This is a genomic window from Streptomyces sp. NBC_00663, from assembly GCF_036226885.1.
GTDB lineage: Bacteria > Actinomycetota > Actinomycetes > Streptomycetales > Streptomycetaceae > Streptomyces.
Genome location: NZ_CP109027.1, coordinates 9,252,945 through 9,274,654, shown reverse-complemented (window position 1 = coordinate 9,274,654; position 21,710 = coordinate 9,252,945). Strand labels below are relative to the sequence as shown.

Here is a 21,710-nt window from a genome sequence, read left to right as displayed (position 1 = left end):
CCCTGCGGGTCAGTGATCGGACACGGTTGCGGCCGTGGCCGGTGTGAGGCGAGCCAGGAAACGGTCGTGGAGACGGGAGAGGAGCAGCAGCGAGACGGTGGCGCCGATGAGGCAGCAGAACATGTCCCACTGGGTGTCCCATACGTCGCCCTGGGTGCCCAGGAAGGCGTCCGCGGCGTCCTTTCCGATGACGGCGGAGAGCCATTCCAGCATCTCGAAGACCGCGCTGAAGGCAAGGCAGGCGCAGACCGTGAGCGGGGCGAGCCAGCGGCTGCCGCGCAAGGGTGAGGTGCGGATGAGAAGTTCACGGACGAGGATCGCCGGCACGAAGCCCTGGACCAGGTGGCCGAAGCGGTCGTAGGGATTGCGCGACAGGTCGAACCAGTTGCGCACCCAGTCACCTGCGGGCACCTCCGCGTAGGTGTAGTGACCGCCCGTCATCAGGACCAGGGCATGCACGGCGAGCAGGCAGTACAGCAGGTTGCTGAGCGGGAACCGCTTGCGCAGCACGATCAGCAGCGGCAGGCCCGCGATCACCCACACCGTCTCCAGGACCCAGGTGGTGAAGTCCTTAAGATGCCAGGCCGAGACCGCGAGCGCGACGGTCACCAAGACGGCCGGCACGGCCGGCAGCCGACGTCGACTGCCAGGAGCGGTACGGGGTCGGCCGGTGGGTGGCTGTGCCTGAGCGGGCGACAGGACAGCGGGGGCGAGCGCTGCGGCATGCGGGGACATGGCTGGTTCCTCGTGTCGGTGCGGACATCGCCCTCGGGGCCCGAGGACTCGGAGTATGTGTGCGGTTGTTCGTCTAGCGCACGGTGAAGTCGGCCGCGGTGGTGTCCAAGGTGGTGGTGCCGTCCTTGGCGGTGGCCAGGACGGCGACGTGCCAGGCGCCGCGCGGGGACGACTTGGCGTCGGCGGCGGTGACCGTGACGGTGTAGGTGCAGTGCACGGTGTCGCCCCCGGCAGCGGTGCAGACGGCCGACTCCGCGGCGGCCATGTCCTTCTCGGCCAGCCCCTTCTTGCCCAGGGACGACTTCTCAGGCCAGGCCAGCACCTTCACGCTCTTGGTTCCGGACGACGCGGTGACCTCGGTGGCGAAGGTGAGCGAACCGTCCCGGCCGCCGTCGGGAGCGGTGTAACGGGCGGTGCTGTCGTCCAGGGACGGCGGCTGCTCTCCGGCGTAGGCGAGAGCGAACGCACCGGCGCCGGCACCACCGAGGACAACGACGCCTGCGGCCACGGACAGGGCGATACGACGGGACATGGGATTCTCCGTAACGGTCTTCAGCACTGGATCGAACCGGCGCAACTGCCTTGCGCCACAGCACAGATACTCGCCGCGGAGGGATCCGCCGGACATCGGCGCACCTACTCAACCCCGCCTGAGTAGCCGACCGGATCACCCACGGCTCGGGCCTGTTCTTCGCCGGTCTGGAGTGGGACGGCACGCTGCATGTCTACGGCCTGAACTCGGACGGTACGTTCACCACGTTCGGCACCATCGCCACCGGCAAGGCATCGGTGATGGACGTGACGTTCGACCCCGGTACCCAGCGCCTCATCGCGACCTGCGACAACACCTGCGGTGAGACGCACACCTTCATGAAGATCAACACCAGTGGCGCCATCGTCCCGGACGTGACCTACACGAACCCGACGGTCATGCCGGCCGGCAACCTGGAGGGCTTCGCGCTCGCCCCGACCTCGACCTGCGTCAGCGGCCTGCGCGAAGCGGTCTGGAGCGACGACGGCATCTACGGCTTCGGCTCCGGGAGTTCCTCCTACGGACACTCCCTCTACAGCGGAACCTTCCCCTGCTGACCCCACCCACCGCAGGAGACGGCCCACCTGCGAAGCCGCCTCCACTGTGAAGTGCCCAAGCCGTGCACAACAAGCCCTGCACAACGGTGAAGCTCCTGACGGCACGCTCGACGACGCCCGAGCCGACCCGCTGCCTGCCAGGAGCGCCGGATCTCGTCGACAGCCCCTGGCTAGGAAAGTTTGAGCAGCAGTTCGCTGAGTTCGCTCGGCATGGTGATCATGCAGTCGTGGCCGGTCGGCAGCTCCCAGACCTGGGAGGCGGTGCCGTTGGGCTGGGTCGAGGGGACGGGGCGACGGGTGACGCCCGCCGGCATGGCGCCGACATTGTGAATGTGCGTGCGCGGGATCGCGCCAGCGGCTGGGTTGCCCAGTCGCACAGGCTGCCGCAGACACCGCACCGGCTGGTCCGAGAGCATCCCGCGCAGCCACGCGACGTCGGCCGGGTCGGTGACGCCGAACAGACCGAAGGGCGCGGGCTGTTCGGGCAGCGGCGGCACGCGCCAGCCGCTCTCGGACTTCTCGGCGAGCTCGATCAGTTGCCGTGTCACGGGTTGGACGTCGGCTGCGGACTCCCCGTCCTCCGGGACCATCGCGTCGAGGTAGACCAGGTGCGCGATGCGTTCCGGAGTCCGGTGGGCGACGGAGGAGATCACCAGCCCCGCGTAGCTGTGGCCGACGAGTACGACGTCGCCGAGGTCCTCCTCGGTGATCAGCCCGACCACGTCGTCGACGTGTGTGTCGAGGCCCACCTCGGGACCGAGCAGGTGTGCCTTGTCGCCAAAGCCGGTCAGGGACGGCGCGAACACCCGGTGTTCGGCGGCTTCCAGCAGCGGTACCACCCGCTCCCAGCACCGTCCGTTGTGCCAAGCACCGTGAACCAGCAGAAATGTGGACATCGATCTTCCTTCACAGGAGCAGAAGGGCACGATCACGCGCATGCCACGGTTCGCGGCTCTCACGGTTACTTTTCGTGCCTCGGTACTGTTCGAGTACCGGGAACATGCTCGTGCGCATGATGCTCGGCAGGCAATAAGGCACTTTTCGGTGACCCGGTTCTCTGGAGGTAACCATGGACGCGGCACAGGGCGATCCGCAGTCGGCGGCGCGGCCCAGCGATGCGTGCCGGACCCGAGTGGTGCTCGACATCGTCGGAGACAAGTGGTCGCTGCTGGTCGTGCGTAATCTCCGGGACGGACCGCGGCGTTTCACCGAGCTCAAAAGGGCGATCGACGGAATCAGCCAGCGCATGCTCACCGTGACGCTGCGCAGCCTGGAGCGCGACGGAATCCTGACCCGCACCGTCCACCAGGTGATGCCGCCACACGTCAGCTACGAGCTCACCGAGATGGGCTTCACCCTGCGTCAGGCCACCGCGCCCCTGCTCGAATGGAGCATCGCGCACCTCGGCCGGATCGACGACGCCCGCGCCGCCTACGACACCCGCGCGGACCCACCGATGACCTCATAGCCCGGGATCCCCGCACCCCGTCGATCGCGTACTGCGTGCAGCGGCGTGCGGCTGCTCGCCGTACCCGAGTTGACGATGCCTCAGATCCCGTCCGTGCGGCTTTCGTCGCCGGAGGAAACGGCCGACTCCACCACCGCCGCAACGAGATTCGCTCGGCACAACGCACCCGGTTCGCGCATCGGCACAGCCCAGTACGCCTCCCTGCCCCTGCCTTCGGTACGGCTCGGAGGCGGCACCTCGATCCACGTCCCCGGCGCCAGCACAGCGGCTCCACGAGAGGCCCACGCAAGACCCGCGGCCCGGGACACCAGCGCGTAGTAGGTGTGGTGTCCGTTGCTGACGATGACCGGACCGCCGGCCAGCGCCTCGCTGAGGAAGGCATCCACCGCATGGACCTGACGGGTGCCGGCCGCGCGTCTGACGACGTCGGCAGGCAGTCGTACGGCGGTGAAGCGGGCCCCGCAGCGCAGGAACGTGACGTCTCCTTCTTTCCAGGCCCAGTACGCATCGGAGATGTCGGACGCGGCGATCAGGAGCCAGTGCTCGACCGCCAGCGCCCTCTCCACAGCAGTGGTCACACTGGATGCTTGCAGAACCTTCGTGGTCTTCCGCGCCAGATCGCTTCTCCTGTCCGGCACGGTCTCCGGCCGATTCCCGGCACTCTTCATCTCTGGCGGATCCTCCGCAGCAATCGTGCCTGCTCGGCGCGGCAAACGGCTCCTGGCGGCTCAGGACGGAACCCGCTCAGCTTGAACGTTTCTGCCGCGATCCGCCCGGCCTGCACGGGTATCCGCACAAGATCTGCACCCGCATTTCGACCATTCCCACGCCTGTTCCCATCGTGGCGCCTGTCAAGCGGCGGGTGACGGGGGTCCGGGCTGCGGGCGACATCAGGGTCGACAAGTCGTTTTGCCTATGCGAGTGCGGTGGAGCATCACCGGAAACTGAAGTGGTGGGAGACGGCTGCCGCGTTGCGCGCCATGCGGTGCCTCCAGGCCGTTCGTTCCTTGGTGGCGGCACTCTCCCACTGCCGGGCGTTGGCCATCGCGAAGGCCGCCTTCGCCCGTGGACAGGCAGTGACCCACGAGGCGAATCCTCCGGCCAGGGCGTCGGCATCCTCGACGGTGTGGCCGGCATCGACCAGGCTGACAACGAGCAGCGCGGGGTCGATCCATGCGGCGCCGCGGGTCGGTGACGACCAGTCGACCAGATGGGCACGGTCGGAGATCAGCACATTCTCCGGGGTGAGGTCGGTGTGCAGCAGTGTGTCTCCGGCGAACAGGCCGGCAGTTCCCTCCGGAGCGTGCTCTGCCCATCTCTCCTCCGCACGGCCCATCTCCATGTCCAGGGGAGCCCGGAGGCACTGCACCTCGTGCACGGCTTCCCGTACCAGGCGCAGATCGTCCGAGCCTCGCCGGTAGTCGGCATGGCGGCCGCGAATGGCCTGATAGCCCAGGAGGACCCACCGGCCCACCTCCAGTTGCCAGCGCAGCCGCGGGCTCGCGCGCGGCAGATACGTGTTGATGCGGGCCTCGGCCTGCAACGTCTCCGCCATGGGGTGAGCGGCGTGCACACCCTTGAGGAACACGTCGCCGCTGTCCGTCTCCAGCCAGGCCGCGACTCCCGCATTGCATCCGCCTCTCACACTGCGTGCCGAATGAACGGTGCCGGTGAGATGACCGACGGCCTGTTTCACGGCGGCGGGCAGCGATGTGAAGGGACGGCGCGGCGTAGACACGGCGTTGATCTCGATTCTCTGACATGACGTGCCCTCTGCCGGGCTCCGTACGCGGCCGACGACGCTACTGTCACGACAGCCCGGCACACACTCGACACGTCAGCTTCCCCTTCCCGGCCAGCCGTTCGAAGGGGTACGACCGACAAGGTGGGCATCGCGTCCCTCACGGAGCGGCCTTGCGCCGTGTGGCCACACACCAGAACGAAGGAACGTTCCCTTTCGTGTGATAGGTCACCAGATCACAAAACCCTGGAGTTTCCGCGCTGTTGGGCGTTGCATGAGCCCGTCCGACGACACATCGCAGCCCTCACCGACGACACGCCTCTGGGGTGCCTACTGGCTGCCCACTCCCCCTCAGAACAGCGACAGCTGCCCATGCTTCACACCGTCCGACGCGCGCCCCGCCCCAGCCGGCAGCGTTTCAGCAGGCACACGCTGGTCTCTGTTCCTCGGCATCGTGTGCTTGACGGCCGTCACGCTCCTGGCCCTGCGGGTGTCCTGACACACGGTCTCCGGGACTCGCCCCCACCGTTCTGCGCCCACCGGTGTTGACGCCCCGCACGGACCCTCTCGTACGCCGGGCAGATCACACCAGGTCACGCACGATCGCCCGGACACTCCCAGAGCTGACACGAACAGGCAAGCGAGGAATCGGCGGTGCGTGTGATCCTCCACGACGGTCGCGACCGAAGTGATCGCCGAACGTTGGGGCATGTGACGCGCGTTCGAGGGAACGGTTCTGCAATGCCGTCAGTCGCCATCTGCACGCGCGCCGCACCGACCGATTTCCGTGAGCACACAGGGGACCAGTGGACTCAAGTACATGCAGTACCGGGATGAACACCGCCGACAAGGTGCGCACCGCGCGCGCGAGTGACGGGTCGAGGCCCTTGCGGGTCGCGGCGAGCGCCGAGGACGGCTTCGACGCTCTCTACGCCGACATCGCCCGCAGCCTGGTCCATCAGACCTATCTGCTGACCGGGCAGCGCCGACTCGCTTTCGAGTCCGTCGAATGGGCCTTCCACCACGCCTGGGAACACTGGCCCGAGGTCGCCGCCGACCCCGACCCGGTCATCTGGCTGCGCACCGCGGCCTACGACTACGCGCTCTCCCCCTGGCACCGCCTGCGGCCACCACGCAGGAACCCCGACCTCCCCGTCACCGACGCCACGCATCGGGCCCTGCTCGACCTGCCGCCACCGTACCGACGCGCCCTCCTTCTCTGCGACGGCCTGGGTTTCAGCCTCGATCACGCCGCGCGCGAGATGCAGTCGAGCACACCGGCCGCGACAAACCGACTCCGCAACGCGCGCACCCACATCGCCCAGCGACTACCCGCGCCGGACGATCCCGGCGCGGTGCAGCAGCGGCTGCACGCCCTCACCGACGCCGTGTCGATCGCGACCGTGCCCCACGCCCGATCCGTTCGCACCAGCAGCGAGGAGCGCACCCGGTTGCAGACCCGGACCGTGTTCGCCGCGATGGGCACCCTGCTCCTCACCATCGCCGTCGCCATCATCCTCACGCCCGGCCACTAGCAGCGCATCCGGGTCCAGGCCGCGGTCCGGAGCCGCACCTCGATGCCCGTACGCCGCATTAGTCAGTCAATAGGCCAACATGCTGTGCAGCAGGGTGCGTTCGTGTGAACCGTTCACTCGAACGCCACGCATCTTCCTTTCATTTACGTTCGTTAGGCGGACGTAAAGCGAGTCGGTTACGTACGGAGAAAGGTTTCCTCCGCCTAGCGCGTCACCCGAAGGTGAGCGGGAGGAAAAGCGTCCGGCTTGTCAGACGAATAGGTGAACGAGATCAGGACGATGCCAAACGAATGCCTGCGGGCGGCGTGCGAGGGGCACGCCATCGACAGCCCGCACCGGCGCCAGTGTCTGGGTTCCCCGCTCCGGCAGCACACCCCCATGAACGGACCGAAAGAATCCCGATGAACTGGCACGACAGGGACAGGCCTTACGTCCCGCAGTACCCCTACAACTCCGATCCCCAGGCATGGGATCAGCAGGGCATCAACCGGATCCCCGCCCAGGACGCCTGGGACAGAACCGGCCCGGACACCACGCTCGGCGGCCACGACATCGAGCAGGAACTGGCCGAGATGCTGGCCGCGGCCTCAGCCCCCGCACCGCCGGACGAGCCCGCGGTGCCACACCTGTCCCGCGGCGCGCGCCGGCGCATGCGTCCCAAAAGGCAGTTCCTGGTGGCAGGTCATCGCATCACCCAGGTCACGATCCTGTTCGCCGCCATCGCGGTGTGTGCCGCGTGCCTGCTGGCCTGGTCCATCACCTACACCTACAGCCAACTGCGCACCGTCGCCGAACTCATCCTGCCGGTGCGGCTCGCCCAATGGTGGCCGCTTACCGTATACGGCCCTTGGCTGGTCGCGGCCCTGTCCATTCTCCGGGCCGCCGTTCAGCATCAGCCCGCACGCCGTTCCTGGGGCGTCCTGCTGGTGACCTCCGCCATCGCGGTGGCCCTGTGCGTCAGCCACTCCGCCCATTCCGTGCTGGCGTTCGTGACACTCGGGATTCCACCGATCACCGCCCTGGTGTGCTTCTGGGAACTCATCGGCCAGGTCCCCTCCAAACACCGCCCCCGCAAAGGCACTCACGCACAAAAGCGCCCCCGAGGGTAAGAGCCGCAGCACACGCACGGCCGCCGGAGTCGGTACTCATCAAGCGCACCTCACCCAAGACCAACGCCCGCCTCAGGCTCAGGGGTTGCGTCTGGACACGAAGGGCCCGGCAGGGGGACTCATCGCCGGTCTCGCCCGGCGTGGCCAGCAGGAGAACCGTTTCTTCTCGTGGATGCGACTCGTTGACCCTCGTATGGAACCGGAGATGGAAGACCACATGCCTGCGAGCCACCCACGGCACAGGCGGCCCCCGGACTCCGCATGGAGCGCGGCACGGCTGGGCGTGGCGCTGCTCGCCGTCACCATCGGCGTGATCCTGGCCTGCGTCTGGGTGATGTGAACCGCTCCGAGGTGGAGGAGGCTCCACCCGCTGAGCTCCGGCCGCCGGTTGCGGCAGGAGCTCAGCGTCGTAGTCGGGGGTCCCGCGGCCGACTGGTCAATGACCGAGGACCCGTACGTGTCACGCATGGCCGAGCCGTCGCGGTGGGGTGAACCCGGCGGTTCACCCCATCGCTGGGCTCTCGCCTCAAATCCGCCCGCCGGTCAGACGGGTGATCGGACCGTGCGTGCGGCTCCCCGCACGACGACCCGCCAGGTAGGACGAGGCACCCAGCACCGACAGGCCCGCACCCACCCCGGCGACGAGGGCCTTGCGGTGGGCGATCAACGTCCACGTGGTCTTGGCGAAGGTGACCGCCTGTCCCGAGGCGTCGATGACAGCCTGGCGTCCGGCGTGGACGCCCGCAGCCGCACCGTTCACGATTGCGGTGCCCGTTTTGGCCGTACGCTCTGCCACGTCCACCGTGGTTGATGCCACGTCACCGGAGGTCTCGGCCGCCTTGTCCGCCGCCTTCGCCGCGGGAGCCGTCGCCTTCGCCGTGGCTTGCCGGGCTTTGGCGGAAGGGCTCTGCCTGGCCTTGGAATCTCGGTTCGTGCCGCTGTTCGATTGACTCATGTAATCCGCGTTGCCGCCCACGCCAACCGCAAACCCACCTCTTCCCCGTACCTGCCCCAGGGTCGTACGACGCCTGGATGGCAAAGCCGTTCAGGGGCATGCGTGAGGAAGACAAAACACCTCCGACGGATCGAGAACCTCATGCACCGATGCCGATCCACGGCACGCTTCACGCGGTCGCACGCCCCAGAAAGCCGCGCCACTGGCCGGCTTCGTGCCGGTGCCGTATTCCTCGCGGACCCGATGCGTGGAGCACGCGGATGAACGGCGGCATACCGCCGCTGCGGGACCGTCACCTGGCCGCGGGATTCATCATCCTCATGTATCTGCTGCTCGGTGCCCTGGCGGCCGCCCTGATCGTGGCCGGTTTCTCAGGGAGCGATGTCATGGCAGGCGTGGCCGCCGTGGTGGGCGGAGCCTCGGGAGCCGCTTTCGGTGTGCGACGCATCCGCCGCGCCCCGGAAGCTCCGCTTCAGTCCTGACACCTTCCAGCTGACGGGCGCCCGCTCCCCCGGTCAGCCAGTCTCCCGATATTGCGCGGGTCTGGTCACTGGTTCGCAACGGACGGCGCCAGGGCGATCAAATGCGCCGCGACGTGGCTGAATATGGTCTCTCCAGCTCACACGGCTACACGGGTAGCCGCTGTCACCACCCTCGGGGGACATCATGAAGGTCACGCATCGCCGCAGACAGGTCGCGCTCCGGACGCTCGCTCTGAGCGCCTGTGCGGCTGGTGTCCTTGCGCTCACCGCCTGTTCCTCCAGCTCCCCGGACGCGGCACCTACGGCGACGGCCGCCACCGCCTCGCCGGCCAAGGCCGAGAAGGGCACCGAGGCGACCGCGCCCGCCACGGCCGCGCCCGCCGGGAAGGTCTCGACGTCGCCCGACTCCAAGGTGACCGCTCCCCCGGCATCGGCCACATCACCGGCCGCGGGCTCACCGGCCGCTGCCGCCGGCAGTGGCGAGGACGACGGCTGTGACCACAAGATGCCCATCTCACCGGACGAGATCGCCGTCTACCGCTACACGCCCGAGGGCGGCTCCCTGAGCCTGATCTTCCGCCACGGCAACTGGGGCTGCGGCACACCCGATTCCGACGGCGCCCCGTTCGAGACCGTCGGCAAGGAGACCTACCTGCCCCTGGACCAGGCCGCGTACATCACCGTCACCAACCCCATCGTGGCCAGCACCGAGAACCAGCACATCGGCGTCCAGGAATTCCTCGACTGGCTGGAAGCACACCCCGACAGCGGCCTCGTCTTCCAGTACCACCTCGGCGCCGACGGAGCCATCGACAGCCTTGAGGAGGTCTTCACCCCCTGACGCCGGCGCGTGATCTGCCGTACGCCCTGCGACAGATCACGCGCCGAACACCCTCGCACCGGCGTCAGTGAGTCGGCTCCCCTCGACGCCTCGCCCGTGCCCGTCGACCCGCCCGCTCCGCCTTGCCCATGAGCCGGTTCCTGCCCCACGACATCAGTAACGCCAACGGCGTGACGAGCAGACCGATCAACAGGGCCGGTGTCCAGTCCATGCCGTCTCTGCGATAGCGCATGATCAACACGACACAGGCGTAGGCCAACACCACGACAAGAGCGTTCTTCACCGGTTTCGGCAGAGTCATGCCCGCTCAAGTACCCATGCCCCGGGTGGCGATGTCAGTGGTCCGCGCAGCACGGGGTCGGCTCCGGCACTTCGAACGGGACGAGGGCACCCCCAGCCGCCTGCATCGCCGTCAGCACCAGCTCGCCGTCCCGCCACTGCGGGCGAACGTGCTCGCGCGTCACCAGCAGCGTGCCAGGAGCGGGCGGGCCCGGGGCACCCAGTACCGCCACACGGTCGATCGCTGACCGTATGAGCAGTTCCGCCACCGTCAGCGCGCCGGTGAGAGCGGCGGCCCCGGGGTAGAGCACCGCACGGCCCTCCTGGTCGGGCAGGCCGTCCCGCACGTCGTGGCCCCGCGCCGTGAGCCGCTCCCGGACGGTGCTCAAGAGCGGCTCGGACGGGACGGCCAGCGAGACAGCGACGCGCGGGCGGTCTCCCCGCACCAGGTGCGTGCAGCCGAACGAGCCCTCAGGAAGGGCGAGTAGCCGCGTGTGAGGGTGATCGAGGCGCCTGATGAACGCTGAACCAGCGGGGAATGGCCGACGGACGCCTCGCACGCGGCAGGTCGTCACACCTGTCCCGGCATCCCAACGCCCCTTGCGCAGAAGGCAATTGAGGAAGCAAATGAAGTCGAGCACCAGGTCACCCTGGTGCTCGACTTCACTGGTTGCTCCGGCTCGGATATCGACCTCAGGTCACCATCGATACCAGCGACCGCGTCCGCCGCTCGCGTTGGTCGAACGCATGAGGAAGCCGAGCAGCCACACCGCGAGCACGATCAGCGCGACCCACCACAGCAGCTTCACGGCGAAACCAGCGCCGAAAAGGATGAGCGCGAGAAGAAGAACAATCAGCAGGGGAACCATATTTATCAACCTCCTGGCCCAGCGTGTTCCCTGCCTTTCGGTAGGCATGCTCGCGACGTGTGTTGTTTGTGGAGCGAATTCCGGGGCACCTGCCGCCTGTTGCGACGAAAGGGGCCCCCTTCCGGGAGGCCCTTTCAGCACTCTTTGCAACAGTGAGGAAATTCTTGTCCCCACGGTGACTTCACTGCGCGCCGCTCGCTCCCGGCGTCAGTTCATGTTCTGGGTACGGCGGCGGCGGACGATGAGGAATGTGCCGGCACCGAGGGCCACGGCCGCGGCAGCCGCGCCCGCGAGGGGCAGTGTCGAGGAGCCCGTGTCCGCCAGGTTGCCCCCGGTCGTCGTCCCGGCCGTGCCGCCGGTCTCCGTCCCGCTGCCGCCAGTGGTCGTCCCACTGCCGCCGGTCGAGTCACTCGACCCGCCGCCGGTCGACGAGGAACCGCCGCTCGAGGTGCCGGAGCCTCCGGTCGCGCTGCCCGTCGAGCCGCCGGTCGAGTCACCGGACCCCCCGCCGGTGACGTCCAGCGTGATGGGGGCCTTGTCGTTGGTCTTGTCGGGGTCGAACGGCCGCGCCTCGCTGCTCAGGGCCACCGAGCCCTTGGCGCCCGACACCCGCTTGTCGATCTTCAACTCGAAGGTGTAGGTCTCCTGGCTGCCCTCGTTGAGCGACCGCATGCCGCAGACATACCTTTCCGCCTCGGCCCGGCAGAACTGGCCGCGCTTGACGACCGACGTACCGGCGGGAGGTGTGACGATGACGCTGACGGAGGGGTCGCCCTCCCTGGGCCAGACCCACGCGGGGCCGGCGTTGGTGAACGTCGCCTTCATCGTCACCGTGTCACCGACACCGCCCCGCAACGCGGCACCCGTCACCTGGTAGTCGGCCGTGTTGACGGCGGTGACGGGCACAGTGACCACCTGCGCGGATCCCTCACCGGCGTTCCGCGCCTCGACCAGCTTCACCGCGGGCGCGGGTCCCGCCACCGGATCGGTGCCGTTGTCCTCGTAGGCCGGTCCGCCGTCCGCGACGCGCACCCGGAGTTGCTCGTTGAGCGCGCGGCCCAGCACCTTGACGCCCATGTCGGTCTCGGGGGTGTAGACGACGCCTGACTCCAGCGCCTGGTCGAACTCGCAGGACGCCGTCCACCGCTCGGGCATCTCGTCGTAAGGCCGGACATGCTGGATCAGACAGTTGGAGGGGACCTCCTCGAACTCCAGCCCTCGGGTGATGTCGTAAGTGATCCAGACCTTCTCGGGGGCGGCCCCGACGCTCTTGTTCGCCACGGTCACCGGCACGTCGAAGCCGTCCCCCGGCTTCACGTCGTCGACCGCGGTGAGCCCTCCGACGACCAGTTCGGGCTCGGGCTCGTCGCCGAAGGCGGCAGGAGCCGCGGCCAGCCCGATCAGGGCGGCGGCGCCGAGGGCGGCGACACCGGCACGGCAGGCGCGACGGTTGCGTGACGACACGGGCATGGAGAGATCCTCTGTCGGAGCCAGGTGAACCGACGGTGTCCTCCAGGCGAACGATCCGTCGGCTCCCTAGACTCCCGCCGGACCCGGAGGGTTGCACGGCCGGCGCCCCCAGCTCAGGACGTTCTCGCGATCCCGGCTACGACTTCTCAACTCAGCGATGCCGTGCGGCACTTCTTCGGTCGCACCTCTTGACGGCTTTGGTGTAGACCTTTAGGTTCACCAGCCAGCAGGCACTCCACGCATGCGATCTATGCACACATATGTGAACACGCGTGTTCACCTCTCACCGCCCCACGCCAGCGGCGTCCACCCCCCACCCCAGGACGAAAGGCCCCCCGCCATGCAACGCCTCGCCCTGCGCTGCGCTCTCGCTCTCTCCCTCGGCCTCACCGCCGCAGGCACCCTCGCAGCCCCCTCCGCCTCAGCCGCCACCGGCACGATCACCGGCCTGGCCGGCAAGTGCCTCGACGTGGCCGGCGCGAGTTCGGCCGACGGCACGGCCGTACAGCTCTACGACTGCAACGGCACCGCCGCCCAGCAGTGGACGGTCGGTTCCGACGGCACCGTCCGGGCCCTCGGCAAATGCCTTGACGTCACCGGCAGTTCGACGGCCAACGGCGCCCAGCTCCAGCTCTGGACGTGCGGTGGCGGCGCCAACCAGCAGTGGACCGTCAGCGCCGCGCGCGACATCGTCAACCCGGCCGCCGACAAGTGTCTGGACGTCACCGGCAACTCCTCCGCCAACGGCGCCCGCGCCCAGCTCTGGACCTGCACCGGCGCCGCCAACCAGAAGTGGAACGCGCCCGCCGCCGGTGGTGGCACGACTCCGCCCGGCGCCGCAGCGATGGCCGTGGCGCCGTACCTCTACAACGGCTGGGGAAATCCACCCAGCCCCACGATTGTCATGAACGCGACCGGCGTGAAGTGGTTCACGCTGGCGTTCGTCCTGAGCAACGGCTACTGCAACCCGCAGTGGGACGGCGGCCGGGCGCTGACCGGCGGGGTCGACCAGCAGACCATCACCACCGTGCGCGCGGGCGGCGGCGATGTCGTCCCGTCCTTCGGCGGCTACAGCGGCAACAAACTGGAGAGCTCCTGCTCCAGCGCCGGCGAGCTGGCGGCGGCGTACCAGAAGGTCATCAACGCCTACTCGCTGAAGGCGATAGACATCGACCTGGAGGCCGCCGCGTACAGCAACGGCACCGTGCAGCAGCGGACCGTGGACGCGCTCAAGACCGTCAAGGCCAGCAACCCGGGCATCAAGGTGTACGTCACGATCGGCACCGGACAAAGCGGTCCCGACACGAGCCTGATCAACCGGGCCGCGTCATCCGGGCTGACCGTGGACGCCTGGACGATCATGCCGTTCGACTTCGGCGGCGCGGGCCAGAACATGGGCACGCTGACCCAGCGGGCGGCCGAGGGGCTGAAGACCGCGCTGAAGAACGCGTACGGCTACAGCGACGACGCGGCCTACCGGGACATGGGCATCTCGTCGATGAACGGCATCACCGACGACAACGAGACCGTCACCACCGCCGACTTCCAGACCATCCTCGGCTACGCGCAGACCCATCATCTGGCGCGGTTGACGTTCTGGTCCGCGAACCGTGACCGCCCCTGCCCGGGTGCCTACCCGAACGACGACACCTGCTCGGGCGTGAGCCAGAGCAACTGGCAGTTCACCAGCATCTTCGCCCGGTACACCGGCTGACGCCCGCGCTCCGCGGACCACACGGAAAGGATCGACCAGACCATGAAGACCGTCAGATCCGGCTCCACCCGCGCGCTCCTGCGGGTCCTGCTCCTGCTGGCCACCCTGATGGGCCTCGCGACCGTACCGCCCCTCGCACAGGCGAGCACCGCCGCGACCCCGTTCAAGGTCCTCGCCCTGTACAGCGGTACCTACGACGCGGCGCACATCGACTTCGACAAGGAGGCCAACGTCTGGTTCCCGCAGCAGGCGGCCGCCAACGGCTTCACCTACACGGCCAGCACCAACTGGGACCTGCTCGCCAACGGCGGGGTCAACGCCTACCAAGTCGTCCTGTTCCTCGATGATCTGCCCCAGACATCCGCCCAACGCGCCGGATTCGAGACGTACATGAGGGGCGGGGGCGGCTTCATGGGCTTCCACGTCTCGGCGTTCACGACCGACGCGGCCGGCTGGTCCTGGTACCACAACACGTTCCTCGGCTCGGGCGACTTCGCGTCCAACACCTGGGGCCCGACCGCGGTGACCCTGAAGGTGGAGGACCGCACGAGCCCGGCCACCGTGAATCTTCCGGCCACCTTCACCTCGTCGGTGAGCGAGTGGTACAGCTGGTCCAGGGATCTGCGGCAGAACCCGGACATCAGGATCCTGGCGTCGATCGACCCGAGCAGCTTCCCGGTCGGCACGGACCCCAACCAGTCCTGGTACAGCGGCTATTACCCGATCCTGTGGACCAACACGAAGTACAGGATGCTGTACGCCAACTTCGGCCACAACGCGATGAACTACCAGACCAACACGCGACTGTCGTCGACGTTCGCGAGCACGACCCAGAACCGGTTCCTGCTGGACGGGCTCAAGTGGCTGGGCGGGGGCGGCTCCACGATCCCACCGACGGACGACCCGATCTCCGAGACCGCCTGGTACGCCCTGCGGAACGGCGGCAACGACACATGTGTGGACGCCCGTTCGGCGGCCACGGCGAACGGGACGGCGATCCAGCAGTACGCCTGCAACGGCACGGCTGCGCAGCAGTACCGGTTCCGGAGCACCGACAGCGGATACCTACAGATCACCGCCCGCAACAATCCCGCGCAGGTGATCGATGTGACCGACCGCTCGACGGCGGACAACGCACCCTTGCAGCTGTGGGCCTACTCCGGCGGCACGAATCAGCAGTGGCAGCCGGTACGGGAGACGAGCGGGCGCTATCACTTCGTCGCCCGGCACAGCGGCAAGTGTCTGACGGCTGCCGGGGCGGCGACGAACAGCGTCCAGCTCACCCAGCGGACCTGCGACGGTTCGGCCGCCCAGGCCTTCCAGCTCGCCGTGCAGTCCTGAGCCCCTGCACGGCGGTACGCGGGCGCCTCGCGCCCTGCTGTGTTCCGCGGCCGGGGCGGCGGATGAGCTCCTTGCATCCGCCGCCCTCGCCGCACGCTCATCACCTGCTGCGGACCGGCCAGTTGAAGCAGCCGTCAGAAGCGGTCGATCAGTTAATCGGTTGCACGCCGACTGGCCGTTGGGTCTGATCCCCGTCATGACGATGGTGCTGAGTACGCCGACCGCCGGCCAAGTGGGCGACGCCATTGCGGCGCTGCGGGAGTGGCAGCACGACGACGCGCCGATGCAGTTGCATCCCGGGGACATCGGCTGGAACCACCGGTTCGGAACGGCCGAGACGGCGGCGGTGGTGCGGACCTGGAGGCGGGACGGACGGATCCTCGCCGTCGGGATGCTGGATTCGCCGACGTTGGTGCGGATGACGGTCGCTCCCGACGCTTTCCGGGACGAGGACTTGGCGAGGCGGCTCGTCAAGGACCTCTCCCTGCCTGAGCGCGGCGTGCTGCCGGAAGGGACCGTGGCCGTCGAGGCGCCGCGGGGCCTGCTGCTTCACGACCTGCTGGACGAGGAGGGCTGGGGTGTCGACGAGCCGTGGACGCCGCTCTTCCGCGACCTCGCCGAAGCGGTGGAGGACGACTCCGGCGTGTCGATCAGGGCGGTCGGCCTGGAGCAGGCGCAGGACTTCGCGGACGTCCTGCGGTCCGCGTTCAACACCACGCGGCCCACCCGCGAGTACCGGCGCGAGATGTCCGCGGCACCGTTCTACGCCGAAGCCCGTTGCCTGGGCGCTTACGACGACCAGGGCAACCCCACAGCGGTGGTGACGGTCTGGTCGGCCGGCCCCGGGAAACCGGGACTGGTCGAGCCGATGGGAGTCCACGCGGACCACCGCGGCCGTGGCTACGGCCGGGCGATCACCGTCGCCGGGGCAGCGGCACTGCGGGAGCTGGGCTCGTCGAGCGTGCGGGTGTGCACGCCGAGTTCCAACGTCGGTGGCGTCGCCACGTACAAGGCGGCCGGGTTCACGGCAATGCCGGAGATCGCCGACCGGATCAGAAGGGTCTGATGCTCCAGCGGGGCGACACGTAACGCGCCGGCCAGGACGGTGACCGTGCCACCGCCGGCCGGTCGGCAACGGCGATGGCACGGTTGACGGCTGGGGCACGGTCGGTCGTCCCCTCGCCATCGGCGGCCGTCAGGGCTGTGACTGCGGCTGCGGGTGATCCACCAGGTCCAGTGCCTGCTCGACGCTCTCCGACACCGGGACCGTGAGGCTCACGCCGGTGAGGTCGAGAATCCGGCGTACGGCGGGCTGCGGCGAGATGATGTGCACGCTGCCGGGCAGGTTCCGGGCCTCCTGATAGACGCGAAGGATGATGTTCATACCGGACGAGTCCATGAACGGAACCTGGGTGAGGTCGAGCAGGAAGTGGCGTCGACCGTGGTGCAGTTGGTTGGCCAGATGGTGACGGAACTCCGTCGCGGTGTCGACGTCCAAGTAGCCCTGCACCGTGAACAGGGCCACGTCGTCACGCAACAGAGTGACCTCGACGGACAAGGGGTTCTGGGCCACGGACACGTATGCCTCCAACAACGTCTACAACGGCCAGGTCTGGCGACGCTCTCACCTGCGGGTCGCGGCGTGCGCCGCGGATGCGCGCTTACCCGTGAACGCGCACGTCATGCACCCCTGTGCAAAAGGCCGTTCGACGTGCGCGGCGGTACGTGACACGGTGGGGGGAGCCCAGTGGCCTCCCCCGGCCACCAACCCCCAGGGAAGGGGGCCCGAAAGATGGGCACCCGCGTCACTTTGAGTCCCGGCGGTTACGCCGCCACGCTGACCGTGGACGACGACATCGACGACCGTGCACGGCCCGCCATCGAAGGCGCGGCGACCGGGCTGCCGCCTTCTGTGCGCCGGCTCACCCTCGACCTCGCCCGCGTCGATTTCGTGGACTCGGCGCTGCTCCACCTCCTCCTCACGGTCGACGGTTGCGTCACCGGGCGCGGCGGCCTGCTGAGGATCGTCGGCCTGCACCGGCAGCCGCGCCGCCTGCTCGCCCTGGCCGCCGACGTACGGCCCGAGGCCAACTGGAAGGTGTACCTGGGCTCTCCCGGCCCGAACTGAGGCCCGCACCCCGTGGCGGCCGGGTTCGTACGCCGTCGTCTGAGGAAAGTCACCCCGCATGTACGGGGGCCGGCCGGGTATTCGCAGCGGTGGGCACACAGCAGCGGTTCGCCATCCGTTCGCTGGAACACCACCCTCGCCCACGCACAGGAGAGGCCGGCGAAGGCCGCCCAAGGTACGCCCAGGCGTCGGACGCGATGCCGGAGGCACAAGCCTGGGGCGCGCTCATCGGTCTCTCAACCGTCACGCCAGTCGGCTCCGCCATGCTGCACAGGCCGCGGGTGGCGCCGTGCACCCCACCGACGCAGCCCTGACGGTGGCAGATCCGCTCGACGAAGGCATCGAAAGGCCGCCCGAAATGACAGAAAACGCAACGATCTTCACCCTCGGCCGGGACCGCCGACCGGCTGTGGAGGAGCCCTGGGCAGTGGTCGCACGGTGAGCCGGTCCGACCGCACGGCCACGGTGACGACCGCGGCGGCGGCACGGGACCACGCGCGTTCGGTCGTACGGGAACAGTGGGACACGGCAACCCGCACGGCGCGGGAGGAGGACGTCGTCGACCTGCTGCTCGTCGTCTCCGAACTCGTCAGCAACGCCCTGCGGCACGGTGACGGCCTGGCCGCGTTCGAGGCCACCGCCACCCCGGACGGCGTCCGGCTGGCGGTCCACGACCACAGCGACGTGGTCCCCGACGTCGTCCACGGTTGCGGCACCCTCCCCCTGGCGGGACACGGACAGGGCTACGGCTGGCCGATCATCATCCGCCTGGCGCGTGACATCGTCGTGCGGCGACGCCCCGGCGGCGGCAAGACGATCAGTGTGCTGGTCCCGCTGCGTAGCCGGCCCTAGCGGCCTCACCAGGGCAGAAAGACATGCACGTCCTTCCCGTCCGGCCGCGTGACGACACTGACCTGGCTGCCCAGGGACTGGACCAGATACCAGCCGACCCCGCCGCCCCCGTCACGACGGAAGGGGCGTGGTGCGGGCGGTGTGCTGCTCGTGTCGTGGACGACGACGTGAACGCCGTCGAAGGTCTTGCGCAGACGGACCTCGAAGGGCCCCGGCGCGTACTGGACCGCGTTCGCGGCCAGTTCGTTGACGACCAGGAGGATGTCGTCCCAGTGTTCCGGTGCGGTCGGCGGCGCCACCCCCGTCAGATCGTCGAGAAAGCGCTCGGTGTCGAGTCGGGCGTTCGTCACATCATGCAGCTCACCCCGGTAACGCGTGGCTTGCTCCGGGGTGCTCCCGGACGCCGCACTCCCTTGCCAGCGGTGCTCGGTCGTCATCTCGCCTTCCCACCAGAAGCCGCGCCCCTTGCGGCCCGGCTCGATTGTCCCTGCGGTTGTCTGTTTTCCCGAGGACGACGAGACTACGCGCACAGAAATCGATCGGACCCGCCCGGCTAGGTCACCTGGATACCCACGACGCAGGTGTCGTCGTCGGTGTCGGACCTGCTGTGGGTGAGCAGATGGTCCAACCGCTGTTCGAGAGCGGGCTGAAGCGTGCGCGCGGTGGTCAGCAGATGGGTGAGGGACTCCTCCACAGGACGGTCACGTCGTTCGATCAGACCGTCCGTGTACATCAACAGGGTGTCGTCGACAGCCAGCTGCATCTCCCGTTCCTCGTACACCGCCTCCGGTACGGCGCCGAGCAGCAGCCCCTTGACCAGGGGCAGCGCGGTCGCCTCGCCGCCGCGCACCAGGACCGGCGGCAGATGGCCCGCCCGGGCCCAGCGCAGGCTGCGGCGCTCGGGGTCGTACAGGCCGCAGACCGCGGTGGCGGTGACGGCCCCGGTCAGATGGTGGGCGACCATGTTGAGCCAGGACAGCAGCTGCCCCGGCCCGGCGCCGGTGACGGCGAGCCCGCGCAGCGCGTTGCGCAGCACGACCATGCTGGTGGCGGCCTCGATGCCGTGGCCGGCGACGTCCCCCACACACAGCAGGATCAGCCCGGAGGGCAGGACCACGGCGTCGTACCAGTCGCCGCCGACCAACTGCTCGGTCTCGGCCGGCCGGTAGCGCACCGCGACGCGCAGCCCGGGTGCCTCCAGCGGGGCCTGCGCCGGCGGCATGATGGCGTGTTGCAGCTGAAGGGTCAGCCGGTGGCGTTCGCTGGCCTGCTGCTCGGTGTGGGCGAGCTGGTCACGGGTCGCGGCGAGCGCCACCTCCGTCCAGTGGTGGGCCGAGATGTCCTGGTAGGCGCCGCGTACGACGTGCAGCCGGCCGTCGGAGTCGAGGACCGGCTCGGCGGCCACGCGCAGATGGCGGGTGACCCCGTCGGGCCGTTGCAGACGGAAGGCCGTGGCGGCCGGCCGGTGGTGGTGGAGCAGGGTGCGCAGGAAACGGCCGATGGCGACCGCGTCGTCCGGATGGGCGTGGGCCGGCAGCTCCGCCAGCGGGACGGGGCCCAGCGACGCCGGCTGGCCGTACAGGTGGTAGAGCTGGCCGTTCCAGGTGATCTCGGCGGTCAGCAGGTTCTCCTCGAAGCCGCCGATGCGGCCCAGCCGCTGGGCGTGCTGGAGCAGGTTCGCCAGGCGTGCCGTCTCGTCCTCTATGCGCCAGATCAGCAGGACACTGCCGCCGTGCCGGCTGATGTTGATGTCGGCGACCGCGGCCAGCGGCACATCGCCGACCAGCGCGGTGAGCCGCATCCGCTGGGCGCGGAACGGCTCTCCGGTGGCCTGCACGCGTTCGACCTGCTCGAACAGTCCGCCGTCGCCGGCGGCCATCGGGTACGCCTCCAGCAGCAGGGCTCCGTTGACGACGCCTCGCGGCCGGCCCGCGGGGTCCAGGAAACGGGCGTTGACGTGGTGGATGCGGAAGTCGACGAGTTCCCCGCCCGCGTCGACGTGCGGCACGAGGACCAGGGCGGGATCGTGGAGCCCGTCGGCCAGGTCCACCAGCTCGGCGGCGTCGGGCAGGACACGCGGGCCGCCGTCCGGGCGGCGCAGGGCGTACGTCTCCAGGGTGTGGGCGCACAGCTCCGCCAGAGCCTCGATCTGCCGGGCGATCTGCGGGGGCTGGGGTTCCAGCGGGGCCGGCCAGACGATCTCCAGGACTCCGTGGATACGGCCCGCGGCGCCGGCCGGCATGGCGACCCGGCCGCCGTCGGGGAACTGGTGCTGGCCCACGGAGGGCAGACCGGTGTGGGACAGGGAGCCGATCCAATGGCCCGTGCGCACGGCCAGACCGCGGCGGGCCACGGTGGCCACACCCGGCGGCACGTGCCGCCAGCGCCCCGCCTCCGCGGGCGAGAATCCCGCGCTGCCCGCGAGGCTGAGGGAACCGTCCGCGCCCAGGGCCCAGATGGCCACGGCCACCGCGCCCAGCGGGGCCAGCGCGTGGGCGAGCAGGGAGTCGGCGACCGTCTGCGCGTCCCGGGCGGCGAGTGCGGCGCTCTCCGCGGAGCGCAGTTCGACCGCGGACGAGCCCGGGCTCGCGGTGCCGGCGGCGTGGGCCCCTCCCTCGGTGGCCGCGAGGAAGGCGGTCGTCACTTCGGAGAGCCGGTCGCGGGAGGCCTGGTTGATCACCTCGACGGCGAACTCCAGCGGTGTCACGCCCGCTTGCTCGGTCAGCTCGGCCAACTGGCGTGCGGCCTGCGCCGGGCCGCACCGCAGGCGCTCGACGAGGATGCCCTTGGCCAGTTCGATCAGAGCCCGCCCGTCCGCTTCCGCCTGTGCGTCGCGGACCTCGCGCCGCAGCCGTTCCACGGTCGTCGCGAGCCGTCCGACGGGAGAGACCCGGGCGTCCGAGCCGTCGGCCGCGTCCGTCGGCGTGTCCTCGCTGCCGCGGGCGGCGGGCAGGGTGGTGGCTGACCGCCCGAGGGGCGCTTCACCGGCGGTCGCGAGGACGTCGGCGGGTTGCTCGCCCGTGCCGGCGCCCGCGGGGTCGGGGGGCTGGGTCGGTCGGCTCACGATGGCGGTGTTCCTCGCTTCGAACGTCCGGGGACGGC

General features: G+C 69.3%; 25 protein-coding genes. 12 read left to right on the top strand and 13 right to left on the bottom strand.

What is annotated here, in order from left to right:
* Positions 1-9: 9 nt before the first annotated feature.
* On the bottom strand, positions 10-735 hold the full coding sequence (locus tag OG866_RS42195; RefSeq protein WP_329343086.1) for a DUF2238 domain-containing protein: 726 nt from the start codon (positions 733-735) through the stop codon (positions 10-12).
* 73 nt (positions 736-808) lie between these two features.
* Entirely contained in the window at positions 809-1,267 is a 459-nt protein-coding gene (locus OG866_RS42190) for a DUF5707 domain-containing protein (protein ID WP_329343084.1), read from the bottom strand.
* A gap of 260 nt (positions 1,268-1,527) precedes the next feature.
* On the opposite strand from OG866_RS42190, the gene OG866_RS42185 reads away from it, so the two are divergent.
* Positions 1,528-1,824, top strand: a complete 297-nt coding sequence (locus tag OG866_RS42185) for a hypothetical protein (RefSeq protein ID WP_329343082.1) — start codon at positions 1,528-1,530, stop codon at positions 1,822-1,824.
* Between the two features lie 170 nt (positions 1,825-1,994).
* On the opposite strand, the gene OG866_RS42180 is transcribed toward OG866_RS42185, so the two are convergent.
* The gene (locus OG866_RS42180) at positions 1,995-2,720 is read right to left on the bottom strand and encodes an alpha/beta fold hydrolase (protein ID WP_329343080.1); all 726 of its coding nucleotides are present in this window, start codon (positions 2,718-2,720) and stop codon (positions 1,995-1,997) included.
* Positions 2,721-2,893: 173 nt separating this feature from the next.
* On the opposite strand from OG866_RS42180, the gene OG866_RS42175 reads away from it, so the two are divergent.
* Positions 2,894-3,292, top strand: a complete 399-nt coding sequence (locus OG866_RS42175; protein WP_329343078.1) for a winged helix-turn-helix transcriptional regulator — start codon at positions 2,894-2,896, stop codon at positions 3,290-3,292.
* A gap of 80 nt (positions 3,293-3,372) precedes the next feature.
* Here OG866_RS42175 and OG866_RS42170 read toward each other — a convergent pair whose 3' ends face one another.
* Positions 3,373-3,960 carry a hypothetical protein gene (locus OG866_RS42170; protein ID WP_329343076.1) on the bottom strand — a complete coding sequence of 196 codons (588 nt, stop codon included), beginning with the start codon at positions 3,958-3,960 and terminating at the stop codon, positions 3,373-3,375.
* A gap of 266 nt (positions 3,961-4,226) precedes the next feature.
* Positions 4,227-4,937, bottom strand: coding sequence for an aminoglycoside phosphotransferase (locus OG866_RS42165; protein WP_329343074.1), 711 nt, complete (start codon positions 4,935-4,937; stop codon positions 4,227-4,229).
* A 929-nt stretch (positions 4,938-5,866) separates the two neighbouring features.
* Here OG866_RS42165 and OG866_RS42160 point away from each other — a divergent pair.
* From OG866_RS42160 to OG866_RS42150, 3 genes are all read left to right on the top strand, one after another.
* Positions 5,867-6,568 (top strand): RNA polymerase sigma factor, encoded by a 702-nt coding sequence (locus OG866_RS42160; protein ID WP_329343073.1) that lies wholly within the window; start codon positions 5,867-5,869, stop codon positions 6,566-6,568.
* A gap of 401 nt (positions 6,569-6,969) precedes the next feature.
* Positions 6,970-7,677, top strand: coding sequence for a DUF2637 domain-containing protein (locus OG866_RS42155; RefSeq protein ID WP_329343072.1), 708 nt, complete (start codon positions 6,970-6,972; stop codon positions 7,675-7,677).
* Between the two features lie 217 nt (positions 7,678-7,894).
* Complete coding sequence (locus tag OG866_RS42150; protein ID WP_329343071.1) at positions 7,895-8,017, top strand: hypothetical protein; 123 nt, start codon at positions 7,895-7,897, stop codon at positions 8,015-8,017.
* A 186-nt stretch (positions 8,018-8,203) separates the two neighbouring features.
* Here OG866_RS42150 and OG866_RS42145 read toward each other — a convergent pair whose 3' ends face one another.
* Entirely contained in the window at positions 8,204-8,653 is a 450-nt protein-coding gene (locus OG866_RS42145) for a hypothetical protein (protein ID WP_329343069.1), read from the bottom strand.
* Positions 8,654-8,892: 239 nt separating this feature from the next.
* On the opposite strand from OG866_RS42145, the gene OG866_RS42140 reads away from it, so the two are divergent.
* Positions 8,893-9,114 (top strand): hypothetical protein, encoded by a 222-nt coding sequence (locus OG866_RS42140; protein ID WP_329343067.1) that lies wholly within the window; start codon positions 8,893-8,895, stop codon positions 9,112-9,114.
* A gap of 184 nt (positions 9,115-9,298) precedes the next feature.
* A complete protein-coding gene (locus tag OG866_RS42135; protein WP_329343065.1) occupies positions 9,299-9,955 on the top strand; it encodes a hypothetical protein in 657 nt (218 codons plus the stop codon).
* Between the two features lie 64 nt (positions 9,956-10,019).
* Here the strand turns inward: OG866_RS42135 and OG866_RS42130 are convergent, their stop codons facing one another.
* The 4 genes from OG866_RS42130 to OG866_RS42115 form a co-directional block, all read right to left on the bottom strand.
* The gene (locus OG866_RS42130) at positions 10,020-10,256 is read right to left on the bottom strand and encodes a hypothetical protein (protein ID WP_329343064.1); all 237 of its coding nucleotides are present in this window, start codon (positions 10,254-10,256) and stop codon (positions 10,020-10,022) included.
* A 34-nt stretch (positions 10,257-10,290) separates the two neighbouring features.
* Positions 10,291-10,752, bottom strand: coding sequence for a hypothetical protein (locus OG866_RS42125; RefSeq protein ID WP_443063676.1), 462 nt, complete (start codon positions 10,750-10,752; stop codon positions 10,291-10,293).
* A 180-nt stretch (positions 10,753-10,932) separates the two neighbouring features.
* Positions 10,933-11,103, bottom strand: a complete 171-nt coding sequence (locus tag OG866_RS42120; protein WP_329343060.1) for a hydrophobic protein — start codon at positions 11,101-11,103, stop codon at positions 10,933-10,935.
* Between the two features lie 207 nt (positions 11,104-11,310).
* Positions 11,311-12,573, bottom strand: coding sequence for a hypothetical protein (locus tag OG866_RS42115; protein ID WP_329343058.1), 1,263 nt, complete (start codon positions 12,571-12,573; stop codon positions 11,311-11,313).
* A gap of 340 nt (positions 12,574-12,913) precedes the next feature.
* Here OG866_RS42115 and OG866_RS42110 point away from each other — a divergent pair, with 340 nt between their 5' ends.
* The 3 genes from OG866_RS42110 to OG866_RS42100 all read left to right on the top strand — a co-directional run bounded on the left by OG866_RS42110 (position 12,914) and on the right by OG866_RS42100 (position 16,694).
* A complete protein-coding gene (locus OG866_RS42110) occupies positions 12,914-14,287 on the top strand; it encodes a ricin-type beta-trefoil lectin domain protein (protein WP_329343056.1) in 1,374 nt (457 codons plus the stop codon).
* Between the two features lie 42 nt (positions 14,288-14,329).
* The gene (locus OG866_RS42105; protein WP_329343055.1) at positions 14,330-15,628 is read left to right on the top strand and encodes a ThuA domain-containing protein; all 1,299 of its coding nucleotides are present in this window, start codon (positions 14,330-14,332) and stop codon (positions 15,626-15,628) included.
* Between the two features lie 196 nt (positions 15,629-15,824).
* Positions 15,825-16,694 carry a GNAT family N-acetyltransferase gene (locus OG866_RS42100; RefSeq protein WP_329343053.1) on the top strand — a complete coding sequence of 290 codons (870 nt, stop codon included), beginning with the start codon at positions 15,825-15,827 and terminating at the stop codon, positions 16,692-16,694.
* Positions 16,695-16,823: 129 nt separating this feature from the next.
* On the opposite strand, the gene OG866_RS42095 is transcribed toward OG866_RS42100, so the two are convergent.
* Positions 16,824-17,207 (bottom strand): STAS domain-containing protein, encoded by a 384-nt coding sequence (locus tag OG866_RS42095; RefSeq protein ID WP_329343051.1) that lies wholly within the window; start codon positions 17,205-17,207, stop codon positions 16,824-16,826.
* Positions 17,208-17,420: 213 nt separating this feature from the next.
* On the opposite strand from OG866_RS42095, the gene OG866_RS42090 reads away from it, so the two are divergent.
* Both OG866_RS42090 and OG866_RS42085 read left to right on the top strand, forming a co-directional pair.
* Positions 17,421-17,756, top strand: coding sequence for an STAS domain-containing protein (locus tag OG866_RS42090; protein ID WP_329343049.1), 336 nt, complete (start codon positions 17,421-17,423; stop codon positions 17,754-17,756).
* 438 nt (positions 17,757-18,194) lie between these two features.
* The gene (locus OG866_RS42085) at positions 18,195-18,608 is read left to right on the top strand and encodes an ATP-binding protein (RefSeq protein ID WP_329343047.1); all 414 of its coding nucleotides are present in this window, start codon (positions 18,195-18,197) and stop codon (positions 18,606-18,608) included.
* Positions 18,609-18,613: 5 nt separating this feature from the next.
* Here OG866_RS42085 and OG866_RS42080 read toward each other — a convergent pair whose 3' ends face one another.
* Positions 18,614-19,045 carry an ATP-binding protein gene (locus OG866_RS42080; protein ID WP_329343045.1) on the bottom strand — a complete coding sequence of 144 codons (432 nt, stop codon included), beginning with the start codon at positions 19,043-19,045 and terminating at the stop codon, positions 18,614-18,616.
* Positions 19,046-19,161: 116 nt separating this feature from the next.
* Positions 19,162-21,672, bottom strand: coding sequence for a SpoIIE family protein phosphatase (locus OG866_RS42075; protein WP_329343043.1), 2,511 nt, complete (start codon positions 21,670-21,672; stop codon positions 19,162-19,164).
* Positions 21,673-21,710 lie beyond the last annotated feature (38 nt).

Excerpts from the sequence above, each read along its gene's own strand:
- OG866_RS42195 (WP_329343086.1), bottom strand. The coding sequence starts at position 735 with ATGTCCCCGCATGCCGCAGCGCTCGCCCCCGCTGTCCTGTCGCCCGCT.
- OG866_RS42190 (WP_329343084.1), bottom strand. The coding sequence starts at position 1,267 with ATGTCCCGTCGTATCGCCCTGTCCGTGGCCGCAGGCGTCGTTGTCCTC.
- OG866_RS42185 (WP_329343082.1), top strand. The coding sequence starts at position 1,528 with ATGGACGTGACGTTCGACCCCGGTACCCAGCGCCTCATCGCGACCTGC.
- OG866_RS42180 (WP_329343080.1), bottom strand. The coding sequence starts at position 2,720 with ATGTCCACATTTCTGCTGGTTCACGGTGCTTGGCACAACGGACGGTGC.
- OG866_RS42175 (WP_329343078.1), top strand. The coding sequence starts at position 2,894 with ATGGACGCGGCACAGGGCGATCCGCAGTCGGCGGCGCGGCCCAGCGAT.
- OG866_RS42170 (WP_329343076.1), bottom strand. The coding sequence starts at position 3,960 with ATGAAGAGTGCCGGGAATCGGCCGGAGACCGTGCCGGACAGGAGAAGC.
- OG866_RS42160 (WP_329343073.1), top strand. The coding sequence starts at position 5,867 with ATGAACACCGCCGACAAGGTGCGCACCGCGCGCGCGAGTGACGGGTCG.
- OG866_RS42155 (WP_329343072.1), top strand. The coding sequence starts at position 6,970 with ATGAACTGGCACGACAGGGACAGGCCTTACGTCCCGCAGTACCCCTAC.
- OG866_RS42150 (WP_329343071.1), top strand. The coding sequence starts at position 7,895 with ATGCCTGCGAGCCACCCACGGCACAGGCGGCCCCCGGACTCCGCATGG.
- OG866_RS42140 (WP_329343067.1), top strand. The coding sequence starts at position 8,893 with ATGAACGGCGGCATACCGCCGCTGCGGGACCGTCACCTGGCCGCGGGA.
- OG866_RS42135 (WP_329343065.1), top strand. The coding sequence starts at position 9,299 with ATGAAGGTCACGCATCGCCGCAGACAGGTCGCGCTCCGGACGCTCGCT.
- OG866_RS42130 (WP_329343064.1), bottom strand. The coding sequence starts at position 10,256 with ATGACTCTGCCGAAACCGGTGAAGAACGCTCTTGTCGTGGTGTTGGCC.
- OG866_RS42120 (WP_329343060.1), bottom strand. The coding sequence starts at position 11,103 with ATGGTTCCCCTGCTGATTGTTCTTCTTCTCGCGCTCATCCTTTTCGGC.
- OG866_RS42115 (WP_329343058.1), bottom strand. The coding sequence starts at position 12,573 with ATGCCCGTGTCGTCACGCAACCGTCGCGCCTGCCGTGCCGGTGTCGCC.
- OG866_RS42110 (WP_329343056.1), top strand. The coding sequence starts at position 12,914 with ATGCAACGCCTCGCCCTGCGCTGCGCTCTCGCTCTCTCCCTCGGCCTC.
- OG866_RS42105 (WP_329343055.1), top strand. The coding sequence starts at position 14,330 with ATGAAGACCGTCAGATCCGGCTCCACCCGCGCGCTCCTGCGGGTCCTG.
- OG866_RS42100 (WP_329343053.1), top strand. The coding sequence starts at position 15,825 with ATGACGATGGTGCTGAGTACGCCGACCGCCGGCCAAGTGGGCGACGCC.
- OG866_RS42090 (WP_329343049.1), top strand. The coding sequence starts at position 17,421 with ATGGGCACCCGCGTCACTTTGAGTCCCGGCGGTTACGCCGCCACGCTG.
- OG866_RS42080 (WP_329343045.1), bottom strand. The coding sequence starts at position 19,045 with ATGACGACCGAGCACCGCTGGCAAGGGAGTGCGGCGTCCGGGAGCACC.